This window comes from Psychroserpens mesophilus, assembly GCF_050617655.1.
GTDB lineage: Bacteria > Bacteroidota > Bacteroidia > Flavobacteriales > Flavobacteriaceae > Psychroserpens > Psychroserpens mesophilus_A.
The window spans coordinates 31425-54969 of record NZ_JBODQC010000001.1; the positions used below are offsets into that span (position 1 = coordinate 31425).

At 33.5% G+C, this 23545-nt stretch carries 17 protein-coding genes; 2 read left to right on the forward strand and 15 right to left on the reverse strand.

Annotated features, from left to right (window positions below):
* Together ruvA and ACRHNM_RS00140 are read right to left on the reverse strand one after the other, a co-directional pair.
* On the reverse strand, positions 1 to 582 hold the full coding sequence (gene ruvA, locus ACRHNM_RS00135) for a Holliday junction branch migration protein RuvA (protein WP_431132431.1): 582 nt from the start codon (positions 580 to 582) through the stop codon (positions 1 to 3).
* 65 nt (positions 583 to 647) lie between these two features.
* Entirely contained in the window at positions 648 to 2942 is a 2295-nt protein-coding gene (locus ACRHNM_RS00140) for an NADP-dependent malic enzyme (RefSeq protein WP_431132435.1), read from the reverse strand.
* Between the two features lie 159 nt (positions 2943 to 3101).
* Between ACRHNM_RS00140 and ACRHNM_RS00145 the strand changes: the two genes are divergently transcribed.
* Positions 3102 to 5465 (forward strand): DUF5686 family protein, encoded by a 2364-nt coding sequence (locus ACRHNM_RS00145; protein ID WP_431132438.1) that lies wholly within the window; start codon positions 3102 to 3104, stop codon positions 5463 to 5465.
* 9 nt (positions 5466 to 5474) lie between these two features.
* On the opposite strand, the gene ACRHNM_RS00150 is transcribed toward ACRHNM_RS00145, so the two are convergent.
* The 4 genes from ACRHNM_RS00150 to ACRHNM_RS00165 form a co-directional block, all read right to left on the reverse strand.
* Positions 5475 to 6647, reverse strand: a complete 1173-nt coding sequence (locus tag ACRHNM_RS00150) for a glycoside hydrolase 100 family protein (RefSeq protein ID WP_431132441.1) — start codon at positions 6645 to 6647, stop codon at positions 5475 to 5477.
* Positions 6648 to 6673: 26 nt separating this feature from the next.
* A complete protein-coding gene (locus ACRHNM_RS00155; protein WP_431132443.1) occupies positions 6674 to 7600 on the reverse strand; it encodes a carbohydrate kinase family protein in 927 nt (308 codons plus the stop codon).
* Positions 7601 to 7619: 19 nt separating this feature from the next.
* Complete coding sequence (locus ACRHNM_RS00160; protein WP_431132445.1) at positions 7620 to 8942, reverse strand: MFS transporter; 1323 nt, start codon at positions 8940 to 8942, stop codon at positions 7620 to 7622.
* 144 nt (positions 8943 to 9086) lie between these two features.
* A complete protein-coding gene (locus ACRHNM_RS00165) occupies positions 9087 to 11720 on the reverse strand; it encodes a TonB-dependent receptor (RefSeq protein ID WP_431132447.1) in 2634 nt (877 codons plus the stop codon).
* Between the two features lie 167 nt (positions 11721 to 11887).
* Between ACRHNM_RS00165 and ACRHNM_RS00170 the strand changes: the two genes are divergently transcribed.
* Positions 11888 to 12931 carry a LacI family DNA-binding transcriptional regulator gene (locus ACRHNM_RS00170; RefSeq protein WP_431132449.1) on the forward strand — a complete coding sequence of 348 codons (1044 nt, stop codon included), beginning with the start codon at positions 11888 to 11890 and terminating at the stop codon, positions 12929 to 12931.
* Here ACRHNM_RS00170 and queG read toward each other — a convergent pair.
* The 9 genes from queG to nrfD all read right to left on the reverse strand — a co-directional run bounded on the left by queG (position 12912) and on the right by nrfD (position 23527).
* Positions 12912 to 13838 (reverse strand): tRNA epoxyqueuosine(34) reductase QueG, encoded by a 927-nt coding sequence (gene queG / locus ACRHNM_RS00175; protein ID WP_431132451.1) that lies wholly within the window; start codon positions 13836 to 13838, stop codon positions 12912 to 12914. The two genes, ACRHNM_RS00170 and queG, sit on opposite strands and share 20 nt — an antisense overlap.
* A complete protein-coding gene (locus ACRHNM_RS00180; RefSeq protein WP_431132453.1) occupies positions 13838 to 15169 on the reverse strand; it encodes a cytochrome P450 in 1332 nt (443 codons plus the stop codon). Before ACRHNM_RS00180 ends, queG begins: the two co-directional genes overlap by 1 nt.
* A 64-nt stretch (positions 15170 to 15233) precedes the next feature.
* A complete protein-coding gene (ruvB, locus tag ACRHNM_RS00185) occupies positions 15234 to 16256 on the reverse strand; it encodes a Holliday junction branch migration DNA helicase RuvB (protein WP_431132455.1) in 1023 nt (340 codons plus the stop codon).
* 103 nt (positions 16257 to 16359) lie between these two features.
* Entirely contained in the window at positions 16360 to 18150 is a 1791-nt protein-coding gene (locus ACRHNM_RS00190) for a cytochrome c oxidase subunit I (protein ID WP_431132457.1), read from the reverse strand.
* 25 nt (positions 18151 to 18175) lie between these two features.
* Positions 18176 to 19237 (reverse strand): cytochrome c oxidase subunit II, encoded by a 1062-nt coding sequence (locus tag ACRHNM_RS00195; protein ID WP_431132459.1) that lies wholly within the window; start codon positions 19235 to 19237, stop codon positions 18176 to 18178.
* A 27-nt stretch (positions 19238 to 19264) separates the two neighbouring features.
* On the reverse strand, positions 19265 to 20662 hold the full coding sequence (locus ACRHNM_RS00200) for a quinol:cytochrome C oxidoreductase (protein WP_431132461.1): 1398 nt from the start codon (positions 20660 to 20662) through the stop codon (positions 19265 to 19267).
* 24 nt (positions 20663 to 20686) lie between these two features.
* Positions 20687 to 21247 carry a c-type cytochrome gene (locus ACRHNM_RS00205; RefSeq protein WP_431132463.1) on the reverse strand — a complete coding sequence of 187 codons (561 nt, stop codon included), beginning with the start codon at positions 21245 to 21247 and terminating at the stop codon, positions 20687 to 20689.
* 9 nt (positions 21248 to 21256) lie between these two features.
* Entirely contained in the window at positions 21257 to 21787 is a 531-nt protein-coding gene (locus tag ACRHNM_RS00210; protein ID WP_431132465.1) for a DUF3341 domain-containing protein, read from the reverse strand.
* 9 nt (positions 21788 to 21796) lie between these two features.
* Positions 21797 to 23527, reverse strand: coding sequence for an NrfD/PsrC family molybdoenzyme membrane anchor subunit (gene nrfD / locus ACRHNM_RS00215; protein ID WP_431132467.1), 1731 nt, complete (start codon positions 23525 to 23527; stop codon positions 21797 to 21799).
* Between the last annotated feature and the right edge of the window lie 18 nt (positions 23528 to 23545).

Consider the following 23545-nt stretch of genomic DNA (forward strand, 5'->3'; position numbering starts at 1 on the left):
TTATAAATTTTTTAATGCGTCCTTAATAAGGGTTTCTACACTTGAATCTGGTTGTTGAGACAATAATTTATCTAAAATGCGTTCGGATGGCTTTTTGGCAAATCCGAGAACTTCTAAAGCAGATAACGCTTCATCTTTATTAGTATTGTTTTTATTAACAGAAACTTCGTTTATATCATAAACCTTCAACACTTTTTCTTTTAAATCTAAAATAACTCTTGCTGCTGTTTTAGCACCAATTCCTTTTATAGATTGAATTAAAGCCACATCACCATGAGCAATACCTTCTTTAACTTGCTGTGGTGTTAGTGAGGATAACATGGTTCTTGCTGTACTGGCTCCAATACCACTTACAGACAATAAAAGTTTAAAAATTTCGCGTTCAGAGACTGAAGAAAATCCAAAAAGCGTATGTGCATCTTCCCGCACAATTAAATACGCATATAGTTTCAGATTTTCTTGATCAGGAATTTGAGAATATGTATGTAACGATATGTTCAATAAGTAACCAACACCATTGCAATCTATAACAACATCTGTTGGGTTCTTCTCTACTAATTTCCCCTGAATATGCGTAATCATTTATGAGCTTCGGTTAAAAAACTCAAATGTAATAAAATTATTTACATTTCAAAGATGATGTTTTGCTAATGTTTTAGGCGTTCTTTTTCAATTTTTCCCTTTTGCTGTGCATCAATAACTGCGATTGCTGTCATATTAACAATTTCGTCAACACTAGCATCTAATTGAAGGATGTGTACTGGTTTGCGCATTCCCATCATTATTGGACCTATTGAATCTGCTTTATTCAACTCTTTTAGCAATTTATAGGTAATATTGGCAGATTCTAAATTAGGAAAAATAAGGGTGTTCACTTTTCGACCAGCTAACTTTGAAAAGGGAAAAATATCCTGAAGCATTTCACTATTTAATGCAAAATCTGTTTGTAATTCTCCATCTACCAGTAAATTTGGATGACGTTTATGTAAATACTCAACGGCTTCGCGAACTTTGGTTGCTGTTTGATTTTTTGAAGATCCAAAATTTGAGTATGATGTCATTGCCATGACAGGCTCCATTCCAAACATTCTAACCACTTTGGCAGTCATTTGTGCTATACGAGTTAAATCATTAGCCGAAGGATTAATATTTATAGACGTATCACTTAAAAACATTGGTCCGCGATTTGTCATCATGACATTTGTTGTCGCAATACGAGTAGCTCCAGGAGCCAAACCAATAAGTTCTAACATAGGTTTTACAACCGAAGGATAATTTCTGGAAAAGCCAGTAACTAAAGCATCAGCATCACCTTCATTAACCATCATAGCTGCAAAATAGTTACGTTCACGCATGATTTTTTCCGCAGAAAACAATGTCACTCCTTTACGATTTCTGTTCTTCCAATAGACTTTAGCATATGTGTTTTTACGCTCTACTTCTTCGTCAGATTTTGGATCAATGATTTCGAGATTTGCGTCAAACTCAAGTTCTTCCATAAGTTCCAAAATGGACTCTTTTCGACCCAATAAAATTGGAATTGCAATCCCTTCATCATAAGCTATTTGTGCTGCTTTTAAAACATCGAGTTGATCTGCTTCAGCAAATACCACTCGCTTTGGGTTTAATTTTGCGCGATTGTGAAGCAAACGTACAATCTTATTATCTGAGCCTAATCGCTGTAGGAGTTCTTCTTCATATTTATCCCAGTCCATAATAGGTTCTTTACTAACACCACTTTCAATTGCTGCCTTGGCAACAGCTGGTGGTACAGTAGCAATAAGTCTTGGGTCGAAAGGTTTAGGAATAATATAATCTTTTCCGAACGTCAACCTAGTTTCACCATAAGCTATATTGACTTGTTCTGGTACTGGTTCTTTAGCTAAATCGGCTAATGCTCTAACAGCAGCCATTTTCATAGCTTCATTTATTTTAGTAGCTCTGACATCTAAAGCACCTCTAAAAATAAAAGGGAAACCAAGTACATTGTTTACCTGATTAGGATGATCACTTCTTCCAGTAGCCATAATGATATCGTCTCGTGTGGCAACAGCAAGGTCATATTCAATTTCTGGGTTTGGATTAGCCATTGCAAACACAATTGGGTTAGCTGCCATCGTTTTTAACATGGTTGGCTTAACAATATCTGCCATAGACAAACCAATAAATACATCTGCATTTTTCATGGCTTCATCTAGTGTATCAATTTTTCGATGTGTAGCAAACTCTGCTTTTTGAGAGCTTAAGTTATCGCGATCGTTTCTAATAACGCCTTTACTGTCTAGCATTACCATATTTTCCCGCTTAGCTCCACATGCTTGATATAATCTTGAACATGAAATGGCTGCTGCTCCAGCTCCACTGATTACAATTTGTACTTCATCAATATTTTTATCTGCTATTTCTAAAGCATTAATTAGTGCTGCTGCGGAAATAATTGCAGTTCCATGTTGATCGTCATGCATGACTGGAATGTCCAGTTCTTCTTTTAATCGTCTTTCAATTTCAAAAGCTTCAGGAGCTTTAATATCTTCTAAATTTATACCTCCAAACGTAGGTGCTATATTTTTTACGGTTTGAATAAATTCTTCAACATTTTCTGTACCAACTTCAATATCAAACACATCAATATCAGCAAAAATTTTAAAAAGTAATCCCTTTCCTTCCATCACTGGTTTTGAGGCTTCCGGACCAATATTACCAAGACCTAAAACGGCTGTTCCATTAGAAATAACGGCAACCAAGTTGCCTTTAGCAGTATATTTATAAACGTTGTTTTTATCCTTTTCAATTTCTAAACAGGGCTCAGCAACACCTGGAGAATACGCTAAAGATAAATCACGTTGCGTAGCATATTTTTTTGTGGGAATAACTTCAATCTTTCCTGGTTTTGGTTTTGCATGATATACTAAAGCCTCTCTTCTTTTACTTTGTTTGCTCATGGATTTGTGAATTAACTTCCTGAATTAAATAAGCTACAAATGTAACGGTTTTATAGCAAATGTTATCTTAAAAAAAAGGATTACAAGCACTTGTTTTTAAATAGAATACTATATTTATACTTTAGTCGTTTGTAAGAATAATCAACCCTTGCTTTCTGAATGAAAAAAATCCTCGTATTAATTTTATTACTAGCCTTTAAGAGCTTTTCCCAAAATGGTTTATCGTTTACAATTGTCGATTTTGAAACCAATGAACCCATAGCTTTTGCAAACATTATATTTAATGATGATGTGTACAGCGGAACAATCTCTGACATTGACGGAATGTTTTATGCTCCAAATACCGTAAAGACGTTTACGATAAGTTATGTTGGTTATGCATCTCAAAGACTAGATATATCTGATTTGAGTTCAAATACAATTGCTCTTAAAAAAGAAATAAGTACGCTTGATGAAGTGGTTATTACCAACACAGAAAATCCTGCACATCGAATTATCAGAAACGCAGTTAAAAATAGAGCTTTAAATAATCCTGAAAATTTAAACACATTTACCTATCAATCTTATGACAAAATTGTGGTTGATGGAGAAGGAATGGAAGTCAAAGAAGATAGCTTAAATGAATTAGATAAGTTTTTTGAAAAATCATATTTTTTTATCACTGAAACTGTAGCAAAACACAAATACCTTAAGCCAAGATTTACTGAAGATAGTATTATTGCCACAAGAAGCTCTGGATTTAAAAATCCAAACTTCGCTTTGTTAGCCAATAGTATTCAGCCATTTTCATTTTATGAAGAATACATCACTTTATTTGAAACCGATTATTTAAATCCGATTTCGAAAGGGAGTACTAAGAAATATAAATTCAGACTTAAAGAAGAATATTTACGAGGTAAAGATACCATTTTTGCTATTTCATTTGAACCTAATACAAACAGGAATTTCGAAGGTTTAAAAGGTTTAATTTATATCAATTCTAATGGTTATGCAGTTCAGAGTGTAGATGCCACAACCTTCAATTCAGGAAAGATAAAGGTTTCTATCCAGCAGAAATATGCATTCATTAATCAGGAGCATTGGTTTCCCGAGCAATTAAATTTTCAAATCAGTATTGGTGAAACATCTAGAGCAATCAAATATGTTGGTAAAAGTTATCTTTCCAAAGTCGAGCTCAATCCAGCTTTGACTAAAAAAGACTTTCCTGTTTTGCCTGTCGGGATTCAAAAGGAAGCGATTAAAAAAGATTTTAATTTCTGGAACACCATTCGCCAAGATTCGTTAACCATAAAAGAAAAACGTACTTATGTAGTCATTGACAGTATTGGTGAACAACTAAAATTTGATAAGATTTTGACATATTCTGAAAAACTTTCCAAAGGCTTGTTTCCGTTAAAGTATATTGACATTGATCTTCTAAAACTCGTTAGCTATAACAAATATGAAGGGTTGCGATTAGGTGCAGGATTTTACACCAATGAAGATATTTTTGAGCATATCTCAATTGGCGGATTTGCAGGTTACGGATTTCAGGATTACGAATGGAAATATGGTGGAGAACTATTAATTGATGTACCAGGGAAAAAAGACATCGCCATTCAATTAAAGTATGAAAACAATTTAAAAGAAACAGGTTCTTCTTATTTTAAGCATAATCAGCCTTTATTTAACCCAAGATATGTGCTTGCCGAACAAATGGATCAAATAGAAGCGTTTAGTTTCAATACCAAAATGAAACTCTTTAGGAATATTGACTGGACTGTTGGTTTTAACACAGCAGAAATTAATCCGCTGTACAATTATAGTTTTAATACTAGTGGTAAATCTATTGTTGGCTATACGAATTCTGAGATAAATATTGGTATTGGATACTTTGTGAATGAGAAATTGAATAACATTTTTAATTCCATTACGAGAATAGCAAGTGATGACCCAGCTTTTAACCTTACCTATTCTCGTGGTTTATCAAATGTCTTCGGAAGTGATTTTAGTTATAACAAGATTCGTTTTACATTAGATCACAGTTTCAGAACCAAAGGTTTAGGAAAAACTACTTATAGATTAGATATGGGTTATATTGATAGTTCAATTCCTTACGGACAATTATTTACAGGTGAAGGAAGTTATGATGATACATTTCCTTATGTATTTCATAATCATTTTCAAACGACTGAACCTTACGAATTTTTATCAGACAGATACGTGAACCTCTTTACAAATCATAACTTCGGAATGTTACTTAACAACAAAGGCTATTTTACGCCTGAAATTGTGCTTCATAATAACTTTGGAATTGGAGATGTTTCCAATCCAGCTAATCATGAAACTATTGTCTTTAACATCAAAAATGAGCTCTTTTTGGAAACAGGATTAGAGCTTCGAAACCTTATCAAGGTGAATTATCTAAATGTAGGCTACTTAGGGTTGGGAGTTGGCGGTTTTTATCGTTATGGATTTCACAGCCTACCAGATTCTGGAGATAATTTTGTTTTTAAATTTGCAACAGGTTTTACGTTTAAGTAATTTTCTAAATTAAATTAAAAGTTTAAAATCACTATACCTTGTTTGATGTAATAAAACTCCTGCTGCTGCACTCCAAGCACAATAAGGTACTCCGTTAGGCTCTCTAGTTTTTGTATTGAAATTCTCATAAAAAGAAAAATCGGAGATCTCATTCGCATTATTAATTTTTTCCAGAATAAAATCAGTTTGTTGTATTTTATTTTTTGAAAATAGTGCTAAACCAAAAAAACCATTGACCATTGACCAACTTCCTCCATTATGAAATTCGTTTGGATAATTTCTAAATTCGTATTTACAATTGTTTTTTAATAAGTTCCAGTGTTCATCATCTTCTGATATAGGTGGCCAAAACGCTGGAAGCATTCCTAATTTTGTTTCTGAGGCCAAGTTGAATGCAAAATTCATTTGTCTATCTTGAAAATCTTCATCACCTATATTCAACATCACAGCTAAAGCATTCGCAAAGGCATCAAATTGAATTTTATATCCTGAAGGAGAGAAAGAACAAGGCAAATAATCTTTAAATTTAACTTCGTTATATGCTTTTTCATGAAATTTTTCTCCGCCAGAATCAGGAAAAAAGTTAATTTGAATCTGTTCTTTTATGTTTTCAATCTTATTCGATATGCTATCGCTCTTCACAAAATGATTATAACTTTTTAAAGCCCATAATCTGAGTAGTTGATCATATAGAACATAGCCATCAGTTATGTATTCATCAGCCCAATTGCCAGACAAAGGCACGTATAATAAATGTTTATTATTAAACTCCCAAGCTTCTAAAAGTGTGAAGCATTTTTCGATATTAGACTTGTATTTATCAATAAATGAATCCTCCTTTTTACAATACGCATATTGACAAACTCCTATAACAAACCACGTTACGGCATCTACTCTACCTGCTAAACCACCATAACTGACATCTATATCATTATTTTGAATACTAACATTAGAAGGGACAGTTCCTATCTTGTGTTGATGAGCAGCTAAGGTTTCTATGGTTTTTTTAAAAATTTGAATAAGCTCTTCATTTCCTGAAGCTAAAGCAGCTAAGCCACAGATAACACCATCTCGTGCCCAAACCCTTTTATAATTAGAAATATTTTGTGCACTCGCCAGAAATCCATCTTCGGAAGAACATTTAAATAATAATTCAATTGATTTGTTATATACTAGGCTCATTACTGAGTGGTTTTAATTTAATTCTACTATAATAGTTTAGAAAGTATATTGATATTATCAGGTAATCTACCAACATTTTGCAGTTTAAGAGCAGCAAGTTTTAAAGCAACTTCTAAGCATTTCTCTAAAGGTTTTTTCTTAATGTAAGCAAACAAAAAGCCTGACCAGAAGGCATCTCCTGCTCCTGTTGCATCCATTACTTTTTCGATTTTGATAGCAGGCATTTCTATTATTTTTTTATTTTTCTGAGATAACTTCACACCTTTTGAACCTAAAGTTAAACATACCATATCAACTCCTTCGTCATGAAAAAATTCAAACATTTGTTTGTGAGACATGTTCTTGTCAAAAAGTCGAATTAAATCGTCTTCACTTATTTTAATTAAAGGATTGAACTTGCAATACTCTTTTAAAACATTTAATGCTTCCTCTTTACTATTCCATAATTTATTAGAATAATTTAAATCTATACTCAATTGGCTACCAAGACGAAACGCTTCTTCTGCTTTTTTAATTATTGTAGTTTGAGCAGGTTTTTTACTTAAAGCAAAACAAGTGGTATGAAAAATTGTCGTTTTAGATAAAATATCTTTGGAAATTTGATCTTCAATAATTTCTGCATCTGCTTCTCTAAAAGGTATGAAATCTGGAGTGGTTTCTGACCTAGAAACAAATATGACACTTGTAGGTTTGTTTTTAATTATTTTAACGCTATCTGTATTTACACCAACTTCATGAAATCTTTTAAAGATATAATCTCCAAAACCATCATCTCCAACAGTTGCAACCATAGCTGCATGCAATCCTAACCTCGAAGAATTCATAGCTACATTTGTTGGTGAACCACCTAAATATCTATGGTAATCTCTAGTGTCGTTTATCAATACTTCTGATTGATGACCTATAAAATCAATTAAAACTTCTCCAACGCATAGAATATCTATGTTTTTCATAAATAATTTAATATTAAAATTAGTGACCTATTGGTGTAGCGATTATATTGTTTGGTGCTTTTTTAGTTTTAATAAATAATGTTAAAATCGCACTAATAATTAAAAGAACTCCTGCAAATGAAATTGCCATTCGCGGATCATTATTTAAAAAATGTTTTAACACATAACCAAACGATAGCGTTTGTAGAATCATAGGTAGAACAATCATCATATTTATAATTCCCATGTAAACTCCATATCTTTCCTTTGGAATATCTGAAACCACCATTAAATATGGTATTCCCATCATACTTGCCCATCCAATTCCAAATCCTGTAATTGCGAAGAATAGTAAGTTTTTATTTTCAATATGTGGAAAGGCTAGAAATCCAATTGCAGCAATAAGTAAACAAAACGCGTGTACTTTTTTTGCGCTGTACTTTTTAGCAAATCCTACAAGAGCAAAAGCAACTAAAAAAGTGACTACATTATACCAGCCATTAACTAAACCTGTCCAACTTACAGCTTCGCTATAGACTTCCTTATTTTCTGGAGTTACGTTCCACACTGAAAGCGCAACACTTTTTGAAGAGTTCTGCCAATAACAGAATAACGCATACCATTGAAATAAATACACTAAAGCCAATTGCCACATCACCTTTGGCATATCTTTAATGGCTGAGAAAATTTCTATTAGTGGTTCAAAAACACTCCTTTTCTCTCTGAGTTTTTCTAATTCTTCAGCTGTTGGAGGGATTTCTTTTGTTTTGCTGATGCTCCATAAAATCGAAGCTATAGAACAAAATGCACCTAAAAAAAATGAAGCATAAACCCAAGTTGGCAAGGAACCAGTCATTCCAATAAAAATTAATGGAAAAACAAACAATGATACATTAGCTAATACTTGTCCTAATCCTGTAAAGAAACTTTGCATCTGAAAACCTAAAGGTTGTTGTTCTTCATTCAATTTATCTGCAATCAAAGCTCTGTAAGGTTCCATTGCTGTATTATTTCCAGCATCTAAAATCCATAACAAACCTGCTGCCATCCAAAGAGAACTACTAAACGGAAATGCTATTAAAGTTAAACTACACAGAATAGCTCCAATTAAGAAAAATGGTTTACGCCTTCCTAATTTCGGACTCCATGTTTTGTCGCTTAATGCTCCAATGATAGGCTGAACTAATAAACCTGTTACTGGTCCTGCGAGATGTAAAATAGGAATTTGATCAGGACTTGCTCCTAAAAAATCATAAATTGGAGTTACTGCACTTTGTTGTAATCCAAAACTATACTGAATTCCAAAAAATCCAACATTCATATTCAGAATTTGCCAGAAGCTTAATTTTGGTTTTTTTAGCATAGCCTTATGTTTTAAAACGTTTTAATATTAAGTAATGTAACTTAATTTTTGTGAAAAAAGAGCCAATGCTATTAAAAGGCATTGACTCTCAACTCAAATCAACTTAAAACTCAATAAATTTTGTTAACACTTAATTAAAATTTATTAGAAACTATAGTTAAGTCCCAAAGAAATTGATCTTCCAGGAACTGGTCTAACTCTTAAATAATTTGTTTGTCCTTCAACAATACTTCCTTCTTCAGATTCAGTGATACCTAAAGAATCAAAAATATTGTTAGCTGAAAGATTAGCTTTTAGGTTGTCTGTTATTCCCAAGTTAACAAAGCTATTAATGATTACAAAACCTGGTAATACTAACTCATTCGAATCTTGAGCATAAGCTTTACTTTGACCTATAAAACTTAAACCAAATGAATTCTGATTTGTTTTTCCGAAGTTAAACGTAGGAATAAAATTATAAATAAAGTCTGGTTGTCTTCTTGGTGTGTTACCAGCATTATCTCCTGAATCAATTTCAGCATCTGTAAAGGTTAATCCACCTCTAATATCAAAAGATTCGCTAAATCTGTAAGAACCTTCTATTTCAATACCAATAGATTTGTAATCATTTTCTATAATGCTATTAGAAGTAGCTTCAAATCCTCCTTCTTCAACTGTTTTAGCGAAAAAGACAGTTGCATAAAGTGATCCTTTTTCAAATCCTCTTTTGTATCCAATTTCTGCTTGATTTATAAAATCTAGTGCATTTATTCTATCACTATTTGTATAGTCTAAACCAGCAAATAAAATACGATCTGCTTTAGCTGAACCACCTCTACTATAACGAGCAAAAATAGCTTGGTCATCATTTAATAAATAATTAGCTCCTAATGAAAAAGAAACATAATCATATTCATAATTTACTGTAGTTGGATTAGCTAAATCTATAGATTGAACCGTTTGCTCTGGTAGTGAAATGTCACCATCGTTATTTATGTCATTAACTGAAGTCACTGGTCCAGCAAACGAACCGTCTACTTTACCTTTATCGTATCGAACACTAGCATCAAAGTTTAATTTCTCTGAAACTTCAATAGCTACTGCTAAATAAGGTGCAGATGTATTATATCTTGTATCATAACTACGCTGACAACAATTTCCGAAAAAAGCAGCTCCATAACCAACTAATCCATTAGTAGATAAAGTGTTTCCACCAGCATCTACAGCATCAATTAATCTTGCATCATCACCTCGTGCCTCTAATAAGTAAGAATTCCACAACCATGACATGGATACGTTTTGGATTCCTTTAAAATAACCAACAGTTACATCAATATTATCAAATGACTTTGTTAAACGAATGTCATTCATAAAGTTGTTGAAATTATTTAATTGGGTATCGAAAAGTACCACTGGAGCTATTAGTGAATTTGAAGGCACTGCTCCATCTCCATTAGCATAAACTAAAGAATCATATCCATTATCTGTAGCAAAATCACCAGCTAAGAAATCTGATACAGTTGAAACACTGGCTGGAAAAGGAGAATTAAAACCACCTTTATTAAATGAGAACCTTCCATTGTTTTTAATTTTAAATCCATCACCAAGATCAAAAGACGCTTCCATACCTACTGATGTAGAAATTGGATTCATTCCATCACTAACATTTGATCTTCTTAATTGTCCACTTTCTCCAAGACCAACATTTTGAGATAAGTATGGTGTATGTAAGGTTTGATTATTTGCATCAAAATTTGGCACATTTTCAAAATTAGGATCAGCATTGGTTCCTGTTACTTGAATTGGATTTGGTAAATAGGCAATAGCTCTATCATTTAAATATTTAGCATATAATCTCACATAACCTTTATCAAATTCTTTAGTAAAATTAAATTTGAATTGTCCACCATTATTAGCAGTATAACCTGCATCACGAATACCTTCACCAACTCTGTAAAAACCACCCATATGAAAGTAAAGTCCTTCGGCTATTGGAGCTCCATATTCGAAATCTGTTCTGAAATTTCCATAATCTAATCCAAATGAAGTTGCTATAGAACCACCTTCAGTTTTACCAGTCTTACTAATTAAGTTAATAATTGCACCTGGTGAATTTGACGACAACGTTGATGCCGAACCACCTCTAATAGCTTCAATTCTAGAAATATTTGAATCATATCTCGTAAATATATCTGCTGTAGCAAAAGACATATCACCAAACAGTAAAACTGGTAACCCATCTTCTTGTAACTGAACATATTTAGATCCACCAGATGAAACTGGAACACCACGAACAGCTATATTAGAATTTCCTTCACCTCCAGAAGACTCTGAACGGATACCAGGAATAGTTCTGAAAATTTCAGCTGTAGTTCTTGGCGCAGATTGTTCAATAACATCTGGTCGCATTGTTGTTACAGAAACACTCGATTCTATTCTTGATTTTGGATTAGTAACACCAGTTACAATAATTTGATCTAAAGATTCTGCATCTTCAGCCATTGAAATATTAATAATAACGTCTTCGTTATTAATTGTAACACTTTGAGAAAACTTAGAGAAACCTAAATACGTTGCATTTAACGTATATGTTCCGTTTTCTACATTTGCAATGGTATAATTTCCATCAAAGTCTGAAACTGCTCCTTGAGTCGTTCCTTCAATAATAACATTAACTCCTGCTAAAGGAATACCTGCACTGTCAGTAATACTACCTGAGATTTTCGACTGAGCGAAAACAGCAGATATCGAAATCATTAGCATTAGCAATAAACTGTAACATTTTTTAGTTGTAATCATTTTTAGTCTATTTTAATAATTTGATAATTATAGTGGTTAATTTTTACCGAATCTATATTTAATATTTCTTTTTTAGAGAATTTCATAAATCGAAAACGTTTTCGGTGAATCGAAAACGTTTTCGATTTCATTTATTTTTATTATTTTGCGATTAAAATTTTGACATTTTGAAACCAGTTACACTAAAAGAAATTGCCGAAACTTTAGATATTTCGATAACTACGGTTTCAAAAGCATTAAAAGATTATCCTGATGTTAGTAAAAAAACCAGAAAACTGGTTCGAGAAACAGCAACTCAATTAAATTACAGGCCGAATTCATTTGCAGTTAACCTTAGAACCAAAGAATCAAAAACTATTGGATTAATTATTCCTGAAGTTGTACACCACTTCTTTTCCACAGTAATTAAAGGTATAATCTCTCAAGCTGAAAGAAAAGGATATCTTGTTATTATTTTACAATCTAATGAATCTTTTGAACTTGAAAAAAAGCAAATTGATTTGCTATTAAGCAAACATGTTGATGGCATCTTAATTTCGTTAGCTAATGGCACTTCAGATTTTAAACATCTTACTGATGTTATTGATCAAGGCAAACCTATAGTTATGTTTGATAAAATTGCTAAAATTGTAAACTGCTCAAAAGTTATTATAGATGATAGAAAAGCGGCATATACTGCAACTCAACACTTAATTGATATCGGTTGCAAACGTATCGCCCATTTTAGAGGTCCTTTATTACCACAAAACTCTATTGATAGGTTTCTTGGGTATAAAAAGGCTCTAATAGATAACAATTTGGCTTATGACCCAAGTTTAGTATATATATGTGATTGTAGTGATAAGAGCTTTGAGGAAGGCAAAAAAAATGCAGCACAATTAATCAAAGATCATAATGATGTAGATGGGATTTTTATAAATACAGATATGGTTGCTATTGGAGCGATTACTGAATTTAATAGATTAGGAGTGAAAATTCCAGAAGATATTTCAATAGTTGGTTTTAGTAATTGGTTTATGTCTTCAGCTATTACACCTTCGTTATCTACTATTGACCAACCTGGATATGAAATGGGAAAAATGGCTTTTAAGCAATTGTATAAAGAATTAAAAGCTTCAAAAAAAGGAAAAGAAGTAAACCCAAAAATTATTGAATTAGAAACTGCACTAGTAAAAAGAGATTCTACTAAAGCTAAGATTTTAAAAACTTAATATTCCGTTGTAAACCTTCAAACTTGGTACGTTTTACAGCTGAGTTTTTAAATACCTGATTAAAAGTTTCTTTGGTAATTTCTTCCCAATCGCTTTTAGTCATTGCTAATAATTCAGGATGTGGATTGAATAAAGGCTCACTATGAGATTTTGAAAAACGGTTCCACGGACAAACATCCTGACATACATCACAACCAAACATCCAGTCATCAAACTGGCCTTTAAACTCTGAAGGAATATTGTCTTTTAATTCAATTGTAAAATAGGAAATGCATTTACTTCCATCTACCACGTAAGGCTCAGTAATGGCTTCTGTAGGACAGGCATCAATGCAGGCTGTACACGTTCCGCAATGATCGGTCACTGCGTAATCGTATTCCAATTCCAAATCGATAATTAATTCTGCAATAAAATAAAACGAACCAACTTGCTGCGTGAGAAGATTGCTGTGCTTTCCAATCCAACCCAAACCCGATTTAGCAGCCCAAGCTTTATCTAACACTGGAGCCGAATCTACAAATGCGCGACCATGAACGTCACCAATTTCGTCTTGAATTGAATGTAGCAACTGTTTTAGCTTATCTTTAATAATAAAATGATAGTCTGTACCGTAAGCATATTTAGACACCTTAAACGTGTTTTCATTTTGAGTTTCTTGCGGATAGTAGTTTAATAATAAAGAAACAACACTTTTAGAACCTTCAACCAGCTTAGTAGGATCAAGTCGTTTATCAAAATGGTTTTCCATATAACGCATTTCACCATGTGCATTAGACTTAAGCCATTTTTCAAGTCTTGGAGCTTCCGTTTCTAAAAACTCAGCTTTAGAAATACCACACGATAAAAAACCGAGTCGCTTGGCTTCAGTTTTAATGAATTGGCTGTATTTCGATTTGTTATCAAGCATTACAATCGTTCTTCAAATCTTAGAAATGCATTTTTTGGTTTCAAAGTGATTAATGGTGTGATTTCAATACTTTCAAAATCGGCATGAATTTTAAATTTAGAGATGAGTTCGCTTACAGCGATAATCATTTCAAACATAGCAAAATTGTTTCCTATACATTTTCTTGGTCCTGCGCCAAACGGAAAGTATTGAGCAGAAAATTGTCGTCCACCTCCATCAAATCGCTCAGGCATAAATGCTTCAGGTTGCTCCCACAACTCTGGATGACGATGCATTTCATAAACCGAAAACAATAGATTAGAACCCGCTTTAAAATGCATTCCGTTGAAATCATCATCTGTCACATTGACTCGATCTATAAAATAAGCTGGAGGATACAATCGCATCGATTCTTCAAGGACTTGCTGACACACTTTAGATGTTGAAACACGAGTCATTAAATCTGCATCATTACTTAAATTCAACCATTCCGCATGTATTTTATCTTGCCATTCAGGATGCTTTGCCAGTAACTGAAATGTGAACGTGAGGGCATTAGAAGTGGTTTCATGTCCTGCTGTAAAAATGATTAAGATTTCATCAATAAGTTGTTCTTCAGTCATCCCTTTGCCATCATCATATCTGGTTTCTAAAAGCATATCTAATAAATCACCATAATGTTGTCCTGAAGATTTTCTATCATCAACAATACCCTTTAAAATAATTCTTGCTTCTTTTGAAAGATCTAAATGCTTCTTTAAAGTTCCGCTACTTTTAAACCACCAACCTAAATATGGTTGACGTAATTCTCTAACAAGCATTTTTTGATTAGCTTCAGTAATAAATTGAAGCCTTTCCATATCTGTTTCTTTTGCAGCTTTTGTAAATAGAGATTTCACCACAGTTTGAAATGCTAAGTCATTCAAAATTGGAAAAAGGTCTGTTGTGTCGTTTATTTTAATGTTTTTAAATTCGGAAACTATCGTGTCTTGCATTCCGTTTAGCAATGTTTCGAGTTGCTTTTTATGAAATGCTGGTTGCATCATTTTTCGTTGCTTCTTCCATTTTTCTCCTTCGGAAGTTAATAGGCCTTCACCTACATATTTTACTAAATCTTCTGTTTGAATTTTAGATTTGACATAGTTTTTTTGGTTTTTCTGAAGGACATATTGTGCAAATGCAGTATCTCTGGTAAAAAAAACGTCTGAATTAAAACCAACTTTTAATCTGAATATATCGCCTTTTTCATTAAAGTTTCGATGGTGAAAAGGTAACGGGTTTTTTAAAATCTCCAAGGAATGCTTTAGAAATTTAGGTAAAGAAACTGTAGGAATGTCTTTTTTTGAATGCATTAAAACTGTTTACTTCAAAGGTTTAATAAGATTCTGAAACAAGTTCAGAATGACTTAAATAATTTTAAAATAATCCACCTTGAGTTGGACCTTTAATTTTTCCCAAATGCTTGTATGCTTGCTCTGTAACTTCTCGTCCGCGAGGTGTTCGCATGATGAACCCTTGCTGTATGAGAAAAGGCTCATAGACTTCTTCAATCGTTTCAGGACTTTCACTAACTGCGGTCGCAATAGTAGTAATTCCAACTGGACCACCTTTAAATTTATCGATAATGGTTTGTAGAATTTTATTATCCATTTCATCTAAACCATGCGCATCGACATTGAGAGCTTCTAGAGCAAACTTTGCGATTTTAATATCGATATTACCATTGCCTTTTATTTGAGCAAAATCTCTAACACGACGTAATAATGCGTTGGCAATTCTGGGAGTACCTCGACTTCTACCAGCAATTTCAACTGCAGCTTCCATTGTAATTGGAACACTAAGAATTGATGCACTGCGTTGTACAATTGTGGTTAATAATTCGGTGTTATAATATTGTAAACGGCTTTGAATTCCGAAACGGGCTCGCATAGGAGATGTTAATAATCCAGAACGGGTAGTTGCTCCAACAAGAGTAAAAGGGTTTAAATTAATTTGAACAGTTCTGGCATTTGGACCAGACTCAATCATAATATCAATTTTGAAATCTTCCATAGCCGAATACAGGTACTCTTCCACTATTGGACTGAGCCTGTGAATCTCATCAATAAATAAAACATCACGCTCTTCGAGATTGGTTAACAAACCTGCTAAATCACCTGGTTTGTCCAGAACTGGACCAGAAGTCACTTTAATTCCTACACTGAGCTCACTTGCCAAAATATGAGCAAGTGTTGTTTTTCCAAGTCCTGGAGGTCCGTGAAACAATGTATGGTCTAAGGCTTCATCTCTCTGATTGGCAGCTTGAACAAAAATTTGAAGATTTTCTAATACTTGATCCTGACCTGTAAAATCATCAAAGGATAAGGGCCTCAGTTTTTTTTCTACATCCAGTTCTTCTGGAGAAAAATTCTCATTTGTAGGATCTAAGTTTTCGTTCATAAACTATGTCTTTAGACACTGAAACATATTCAGTTCAAGCAAAGATAAACAAAAAGCCTTTCGTTATTTGCGAAAGGCTTTTCAATATTTTTATAAAAACATGTTAATGTTGTAATTCTTCTTCTCCTTCTTTTAAAGGTACATTTTGAGGAACAAAATCTACATCGTGTCCAGGTTTACTATAATCGTAAGACCAACGGTGAACATGAGGGATTTCTCCTGGCCAGTTACCATGCATATGTTTTACTGGAGCTGTCCATTCTAACGTTGTTGATCTCCAAGGATTTTGTTCTGCCTTCTTACCAAAGAAAATAGAATGAAAGAAATTCCATAAATATACTAATTGAAAAGTTCCACCTACAATTGCAAACAGAGTAATTACCACATTAGCATTAGTTAAATCATCAAATAATGGGAAACTAGAATTTGTATAGTAACGTCTTGGTAAACCTGCCATACCTATAAAATGCATTGGAAAGAATACACCATAAGCACAAATTGCCGTTACCCAGAAATGTAAATACCCTAAGTTTTTATTCAACATACGACCAAACATTTTCGGGAACCAGTGATAGATTCCTGCAAACATTCCGTAAAGTGCAGATATACCCATTACTAAGTGGAAATGTGCAATTACGAAATATGTATCATGTACGTTAATATCTAAAGCACTATCACCTAAAATAATACCGGTAAGACCACCTGTAATAAATGTGGAAACAAATCCTATAGAAAACAGCATGGCTGGATTCATTTGTATGTTTCCTTTCCAAATGGTGGTTATCCAGTTAAATGCTTTTACAGCTGAAGGAATAGCAATCAATAATGTTGTAAATGTAAATACAGATCCTAAGAAAGGATTCATACCAGATATAAACATATGGTGACCCCAAACAATTGTTGATAAGAATGCAATTGCTAAAATTGACATGATCATTGCTCTATAACCAAAAATTGGTTTACGAGAGTTTGAAGCCATAATTTCAGAAACTAATCCCATCGCTGGTAATATCACGATATATACTTCAGGATGCCCTAAGAACCAGAATAAATGTTCAAATAGTACAGGAGAACCTCCTTGATAATGTAATACTTCCCCTTGTATAAATATATCTGACAAAAAGAAAGATGTACCGAAACTTCTATCCATAATTAACAATAAAGCAGCAGATAAAAGTACAGGAAATGATACTACACCAATAATAGCTGTTACGAAGAAAGCCCAAATTGTTAATGGCAATCTTGTCATAGACATCCCCTTTGTACGTAAATTAATTACAGTTACTATATAATTTAATGAACCAAGTAATGATGAAGCAATGAATATAGCCATCGAAACGAGCCACAAAGTCATACCCATACCAGAACCTCCTTGAGCCATAGGCAAGGCACTTAAAGGTGGATAAATTGTCCAACCTGCGGCAGCTGGTCCAGCTTCCACAAATAGCGAAATAATCATGATGACACTAGATAAGAAGAACAACCAGTATGATACCATATTTAAAAAACCAGATGCCATATCACGCGCTCCAATTTGAAGCGGAATAAGTAAGTTACTGAAGGTTCCACTTAATCCTGCAGTTAATACAAAGAATACCATAATGGTACCATGAATTGTTACTAATGCAAGATAAATATCTGCATCCATAACTCCATCAGGAGCCCATTTTCCAAGTAATGCTTCAAAAAGAACGTTAGGTTCTTCTGGCCAAGCAATTTGCATACGAAACATTATAGACATTAATACACCTATAACTCCCATGATGGTACCCGTTATTAGATACTGTTTGGCAATCATTTTGTGATCTTGACTAAAAATATATTTAGTCACAAAAGTCTCTTTATGATGATGTCCGTGATCGTCGTGTGCGTGAGTATCTGCGTGTGCTGACATAATCTATTTTCTTTTTTTAAATCTTTTAGTTAGTTAAAGAATTCTTGAAGGTTTTTTGCTCACTTAACCAAGCATCATATTCCTCTTGGGTTTCTACAATAATCTTCATTTGCATATTATAGTGAGATTTACCACAAATTTTATTACATAATAAAAGGTAATCAAACTCATATAATAATTCTTGTCCTTTAGCTTCAATTTCGTCTTGTCTCTCTAATCTCAAAGCATTAATATTAGCCACTTTTTCAACAATATCTGGATTTTGACGCATTTCAGCGGTTGTTACAGTTGGCGTAAATCCAAATTGTGTGATCATTCCAGGAACACAATTCATTTGTGCTCTAAAATGTGGCATATAAGCTGAATGTAAAACATCTTGAGAACGCATTTTGAATAAAACTGGTTTGCCAACAGGTAAATGAAGTTCAGTAGTGATAATGTCATCTTGGGCATTTGGATCAGATTCATCAACACCTAATATGTTAGCACGATCAATATCAATCAATCTCACGTTGGCCATACCTAAAGTATTATCCTCACCAGCATATCTTGCTTTCCAGTTGAATTGCTGAGCATATAACTCAATAACTATTGGGTCTTCACTTTCATCGATATTCATTATGCTAGTCCATGTAAACAAACCATAAATAATTAAGCCTGCTAATACGACTACAGGAATAAAAGTCCAAATAGCTTCTAATGTATTATTATCTGCATAAAATAATGCTTTACGTCCTTTTTCACCTTTATACTTATAAGCAAAATAATGCAGGAGAAACTGTGTAAACGTTTGTACAATAAAAATGATAATCATTGAGATGATCATTAAGTTATCAATCTCTGATCCATGTTCTGAAGCAGCATTTGATATTAATGGTAAATCTCCTAAATACCAGAAGCTAGCTATAGTGATGGCATAAATAAAGACAAGGAATCCCATCATTAAATATGCATTAATGGTATTATCTTTATCAGTAGCTACTTGATCATTATCTGAACCTATTTGAGCTAGATCAAATATTTTTACCATTTGCCATATAGCGATAGCAATAAAAAGTACTATTATAAGTGTTAAAAAAGCAGTCATTGTCGTTTGTCTTCTTTATTTAATTTATTAATAATGGAAATGTTCACTTTCTTTAATGAATGGATTTCCTTTAGCTAGTAATGGTGCTTTTGTAAGCGCAGTAAATACAACAAAAATAAATATCCCAGCAAAAAGCATTACGGATCCAATTTCAGGTATCCCAATATACCATCTATCTCCTACGGTTGCAGGCATAATCATGTTGAACACATCAATATAGTGACCACATAAAATCACAATACCAGCCATTACAACAAACCATGGAATACGTTTATAGTCACTATTCATTAAAAGTAGTAATGGGAAAACAAAATTCATAGCTACCATACCTAAAAATGGCAATTGGTAATCTTGGAAACGTGTTACAAAGTATGTTACTTCTTCAGGTATGTTAGAATACCAAATTAACATGAATTGAGAGAACCACAAATATGTCCAGAAAATACTAATAGCAAACATAAATTTTGCTAAATCATGCAAGTGACTGTCATTAACAAATGGTAAATGACCTTTAGATTTTAAGTACATTGTAATCATTGCAATTACAGTTATACCACTAACAAACATAGATGCAAACACATACCAGCCAAATAATGTAGAGAACCAATGAGGATCAACACTCATGATCCAGTCCCATGACATCATAGACTCTGTGTAGATATAAAACACGAGAAATGCAGCTGATATACGAAACGTTTTCTTAAAGTTACGGTTATCATTTATATCAGCATTATCTTGAGCGATAGAGAACTTTCTTGAAAATTGTCTATATAGAACCCAACCACCTAAGAAAATTAAGCCTCTGATAAAAAACCATGGTTTATTTAACCAATCCGATTTACCTGCAACCAAAGCATCGTAATTTTCATGACCTTCAGTAGTTATTCCTTCTTTTAACCATACAAATAAATGGCTATCTGCCACAAAAGCAATCGCTAATACTATTAATCCTCCAGGCAACACATAAGCTGTAATACCTTCCATAACTCTAAAGAGAACTGGAGACCATCCTGCTTGAGCAGCCCATTGAATACCGTAAAATGCTAGAGCACCAAGTGCTATCATAAAAAAGAAAAACGCTGCAACATACAAAGCTGCATAAGGTCTGTTATGAATTTGATGCATAACATGTTCGGCATGCTCATCATCGTGGTGTGCTTCAGCGTGATGATCAGTATCTGCTAAAGCATCGTGTGCATTAGCTTTATGAGCATTGTCTGAATGATCTTCTACTCCAGCTACAACGTGTGCTTTAGTTTCAGCATCATGACTAGCTCCATGATGTCCAGCTTCTTCATGAGCAATCATCTCCTTTACTTCATCTAAAGATTTTTGAGATGTCATAAAGCCATAAGCAACGCCTAGTATACCTAAAACAATAAGTACAATAGAAAATATTTTTAATTTACTTGAAAATGTGTACATATCTGTATATAATCTTTATCTAAATTACTTTTCTAGATCCGTTTTTAATTTTAAAACATAATCTACAACCTGCCAACGTTCTTCTTCGTTTAATTGATTAGCATAAGAGCCCATTGCATTTTTTCCGTAGTATATTGTATGGTAAATACTTCCTTCGGTAATAGCTCTTCCGGCATCATCATAACTAGGCACACCTAGAATTTTTTCTCTTTTGACTAACTTACCCTGTCCTTTACCTTTGTTACCATGGCAAATCCCACAATAAATATCGTATAATTCTTTTCCTCTTTCCGAATCAATCTGAGTTGAATCTAAAGAACTCATTAAGGTTTGTTTAGCCAAAAGGTAACCGTCATTCGTATTTTCAATTTCGAAAGGCATAAAATCACCTCTTGGTATTGATCCTTCTGCTGGTAATTGCGCTTCAACTCCTCCTGGAAAAGCATCAGACTCAGCATAGGTTTCATAACCTACAGGTTCATACATGTTTGGCATAAACTGATAATTTGGTCTTGTATCTTTCTTACACGAAAGAATACTTGCAAACATCATTAATATTACTATTATTTTAAATAAGCTTTTCATCTGAATAAATTAGTGCTCTTTATCAATTAAATTAATTTCTACTGCTCCAGTTTCTTTTAATAACTCTGACAATTCGTTTTCGTTGCCATGAACAGCTACTTCCATAAGAAAATGATCATCAGTAGTTCTTGGGTCTGGATTTTCAGCTTTTTTAAATGGCCACATTCTACTTCTTAAGTAAAATGTAATTACCATTAAGTGAGCTGCAAAAAATACTGTCAACTCAAACATAATAGGTACAAAAGCTGGCATATTTTCTATATAGCTAAAGCTTGGCTTCCCTCCAATATTTTGAGGCCAGTCTTCAATCATGATAAAATTCATCATCACAATAGCAACAGTTAAACCAATACATCCATATATAAATGATGCAATTGCAATACGCGTTGGAGCTAAGCCCATAGCTTTGTCTAGTCCGTGAACAGGAAAAGGCGTATATATTTCTTCGATGTGATGTCTCTCTGCCTTAACTTTTTTGACAGCATTCATTAAGACGTCATCATCTGTATAAATAGCGTGAATTACTTTTGAAGCTTCCATGTACTATTTTTAGTTTATTAATTTTTTAGCTTGTCCAGACCAGTCATCACGTTCAGCTCTTCCTGGGAAAGAACCTGTAATATCATCTAACAAGTCATATTCTCTTTTTGTCATCTTACTTACTTGAGCATAAGTAAAAATACCAATACCGTTAAGTACTTCTTCCATTTTAGGACCAATACCATTGATAACTTTTAAATCATCTGCTGTTTGTAGTGTCGCATCAAAAGTTCCAACACCTTTCAGTAAGTTTTCTAATTTCTCTTTTTTATCCTGCAATGGTCGTTTAGCAGTTGTGGTTTCTTCAATTTTCAAGTTAGACGTTCTGGCATCAGAACCTGTACCTACTAAACTGTCTCCTCGTTCTCTAATGTTTTTGTATCGCTCTCCTGAAGATTTCAGAATTGTTTTCACTTCAGCTTGAGCAATTACAGGGAATGTTCTTGCGTACAATAAGAATAATACAAAGAAGAATCCAATTGTTCCGATAAAAATTCCAATGTCAACAAATGTTGGTGAGAACATTGTCCAAGACGACGGTAAATAATCTCTGTGTAATGATGTTACAATAATAACAAAACGTTCAAACCACATTCCAATATTTACAACTATGGAAATAAAGAAAGAAAACATGATGCTTGTACGTAATTTTTTAAACCACATAAACTGTGGTGAGAACACGTTACAAGTCATCATTGCCCAATATGCCCAAGCATAAGGCCCAGTTGCTCTGTTAAGGAATGCATACTGCTCGTATTCAACACCAGAATACCATGCAATGAATAGCTCAGTAATGTAAGCCACACCAACAATAGAACCAGTAATCATAATGACTATGTTCATTAACTCGATGTGTTGTACTGTGATATAATCTTCAAGATTACATACTTTTCTCATAATGATTAAAAGCGTATTTACCATTGCAAATCCAGAGAAAATTGCACCAGCAACAAAATAAGGTGGGAAAATTGTGGTATGCCAACCTGGAATTACAGAGGTTGCGAAGTCAAAAGATACAATAGTATGTACAGAAAGTACAAGAGGTGTTGCTAAACCAGCAAGAACTAAAGATACTTCTTCAAAACGTTGCCAATCTTTTGCTCTACCAGACCAACCGAAACTTAACAAAGCATAAATTTTCTTTTGAAATGGTTTTATAGCACGATCACGTAACATTGCAAAATCAGGAAGTAAACCTGTCCACCAGAATACTAATGACACCGATAAGTAAGTTGAGATTGCAAACACATCCCAAAGTAGAGGTGAGTTAAAGTTAACCCAAAGTGAACCAAATTGATTTGGAATAGGCAATACCCAATATCCCAACCATGGTCGCCCCATGTGAATGATTGGAAATAAACCTGCCTGAACAACAGAGAAAATTGTCATTGCTTCAGCAGAACGGTTAATTGCCATTCTCCATTTTTGACGGAATAATAAAAGTACTGCAGAAATTAATGTTCCTGCGTGACCAATACCAACCCACCAAACAAAGTTAGTAATATCCCAAGCCCAACCAACGGTTTTGTTCAAACCCCAAGTTCCGATACCAGTGGAAATTGTATAGATAATACAACCTATTCCCCAAAGGAAAGCGATAAGTGCTATTGAAAATACAATCCACCAAGATTTGTTTGCTTTTCCTTCAACTGGAGCTGCCACATCTATCGATACATCGTGATATGATTTTTCTCCCGTAACTAAGGGTCTTCTAATAGGTGCTTCGTAATGAGACGCCATAATCTATTATAATTGTTT

What these genes read in the sequence shown, in the direction of transcription:
- ruvA (WP_431132431.1), bottom strand. Translation starts at nt 582, where the DNA reads ATGATTACGCATATTCAGGGGAAATTAGTAGAGAAGAACCCAACAGAT.
- ACRHNM_RS00140 (WP_431132435.1), bottom strand. Translation starts at nt 2,942, where the DNA reads ATGAGCAAACAAAGTAAAAGAAGAGAGGCTTTAGTATATCATGCAAAA.
- ACRHNM_RS00145 (WP_431132438.1), top strand. Translation starts at nt 3,102, where the DNA reads ATGAAAAAAATCCTCGTATTAATTTTATTACTAGCCTTTAAGAGCTTT.
- ACRHNM_RS00150 (WP_431132441.1), bottom strand. Translation starts at nt 6,647, where the DNA reads ATGAGCCTAGTATATAACAAATCAATTGAATTATTATTTAAATGTTCT.
- ACRHNM_RS00155 (WP_431132443.1), bottom strand. Translation starts at nt 7,600, where the DNA reads ATGAAAAACATAGATATTCTATGCGTTGGAGAAGTTTTAATTGATTTT.
- ACRHNM_RS00160 (WP_431132445.1), bottom strand. Translation starts at nt 8,942, where the DNA reads ATGCTAAAAAAACCAAAATTAAGCTTCTGGCAAATTCTGAATATGAAT.
- ACRHNM_RS00165 (WP_431132447.1), bottom strand. Translation starts at nt 11,720, where the DNA reads ATGATTACAACTAAAAAATGTTACAGTTTATTGCTAATGCTAATGATT.
- queG (WP_431132451.1), bottom strand. Translation starts at nt 13,838, where the DNA reads ATGCTTGATAACAAATCGAAATACAGCCAATTCATTAAAACTGAAGCC.
- ACRHNM_RS00180 (WP_431132453.1), bottom strand. Translation starts at nt 15,169, where the DNA reads ATGCATTCAAAAAAAGACATTCCTACAGTTTCTTTACCTAAATTTCTA.
- ruvB (WP_431132455.1), bottom strand. Translation starts at nt 16,256, where the DNA reads ATGAACGAAAACTTAGATCCTACAAATGAGAATTTTTCTCCAGAAGAA.
- ACRHNM_RS00190 (WP_431132457.1), bottom strand. Translation starts at nt 18,150, where the DNA reads ATGTCAGCACACGCAGATACTCACGCACACGACGATCACGGACATCAT.
- ACRHNM_RS00195 (WP_431132459.1), bottom strand. Translation starts at nt 19,237, where the DNA reads ATGACTGCTTTTTTAACACTTATAATAGTACTTTTTATTGCTATCGCT.
- ACRHNM_RS00200 (WP_431132461.1), bottom strand. Translation starts at nt 20,662, where the DNA reads ATGTACACATTTTCAAGTAAATTAAAAATATTTTCTATTGTACTTATT.
- ACRHNM_RS00205 (WP_431132463.1), bottom strand. Translation starts at nt 21,247, where the DNA reads ATGAAAAGCTTATTTAAAATAATAGTAATATTAATGATGTTTGCAAGT.
- ACRHNM_RS00210 (WP_431132465.1), bottom strand. Translation starts at nt 21,787, where the DNA reads ATGGAAGCTTCAAAAGTAATTCACGCTATTTATACAGATGATGACGTC.
- nrfD (WP_431132467.1), bottom strand. Translation starts at nt 23,527, where the DNA reads ATGGCGTCTCATTACGAAGCACCTATTAGAAGACCCTTAGTTACGGGA.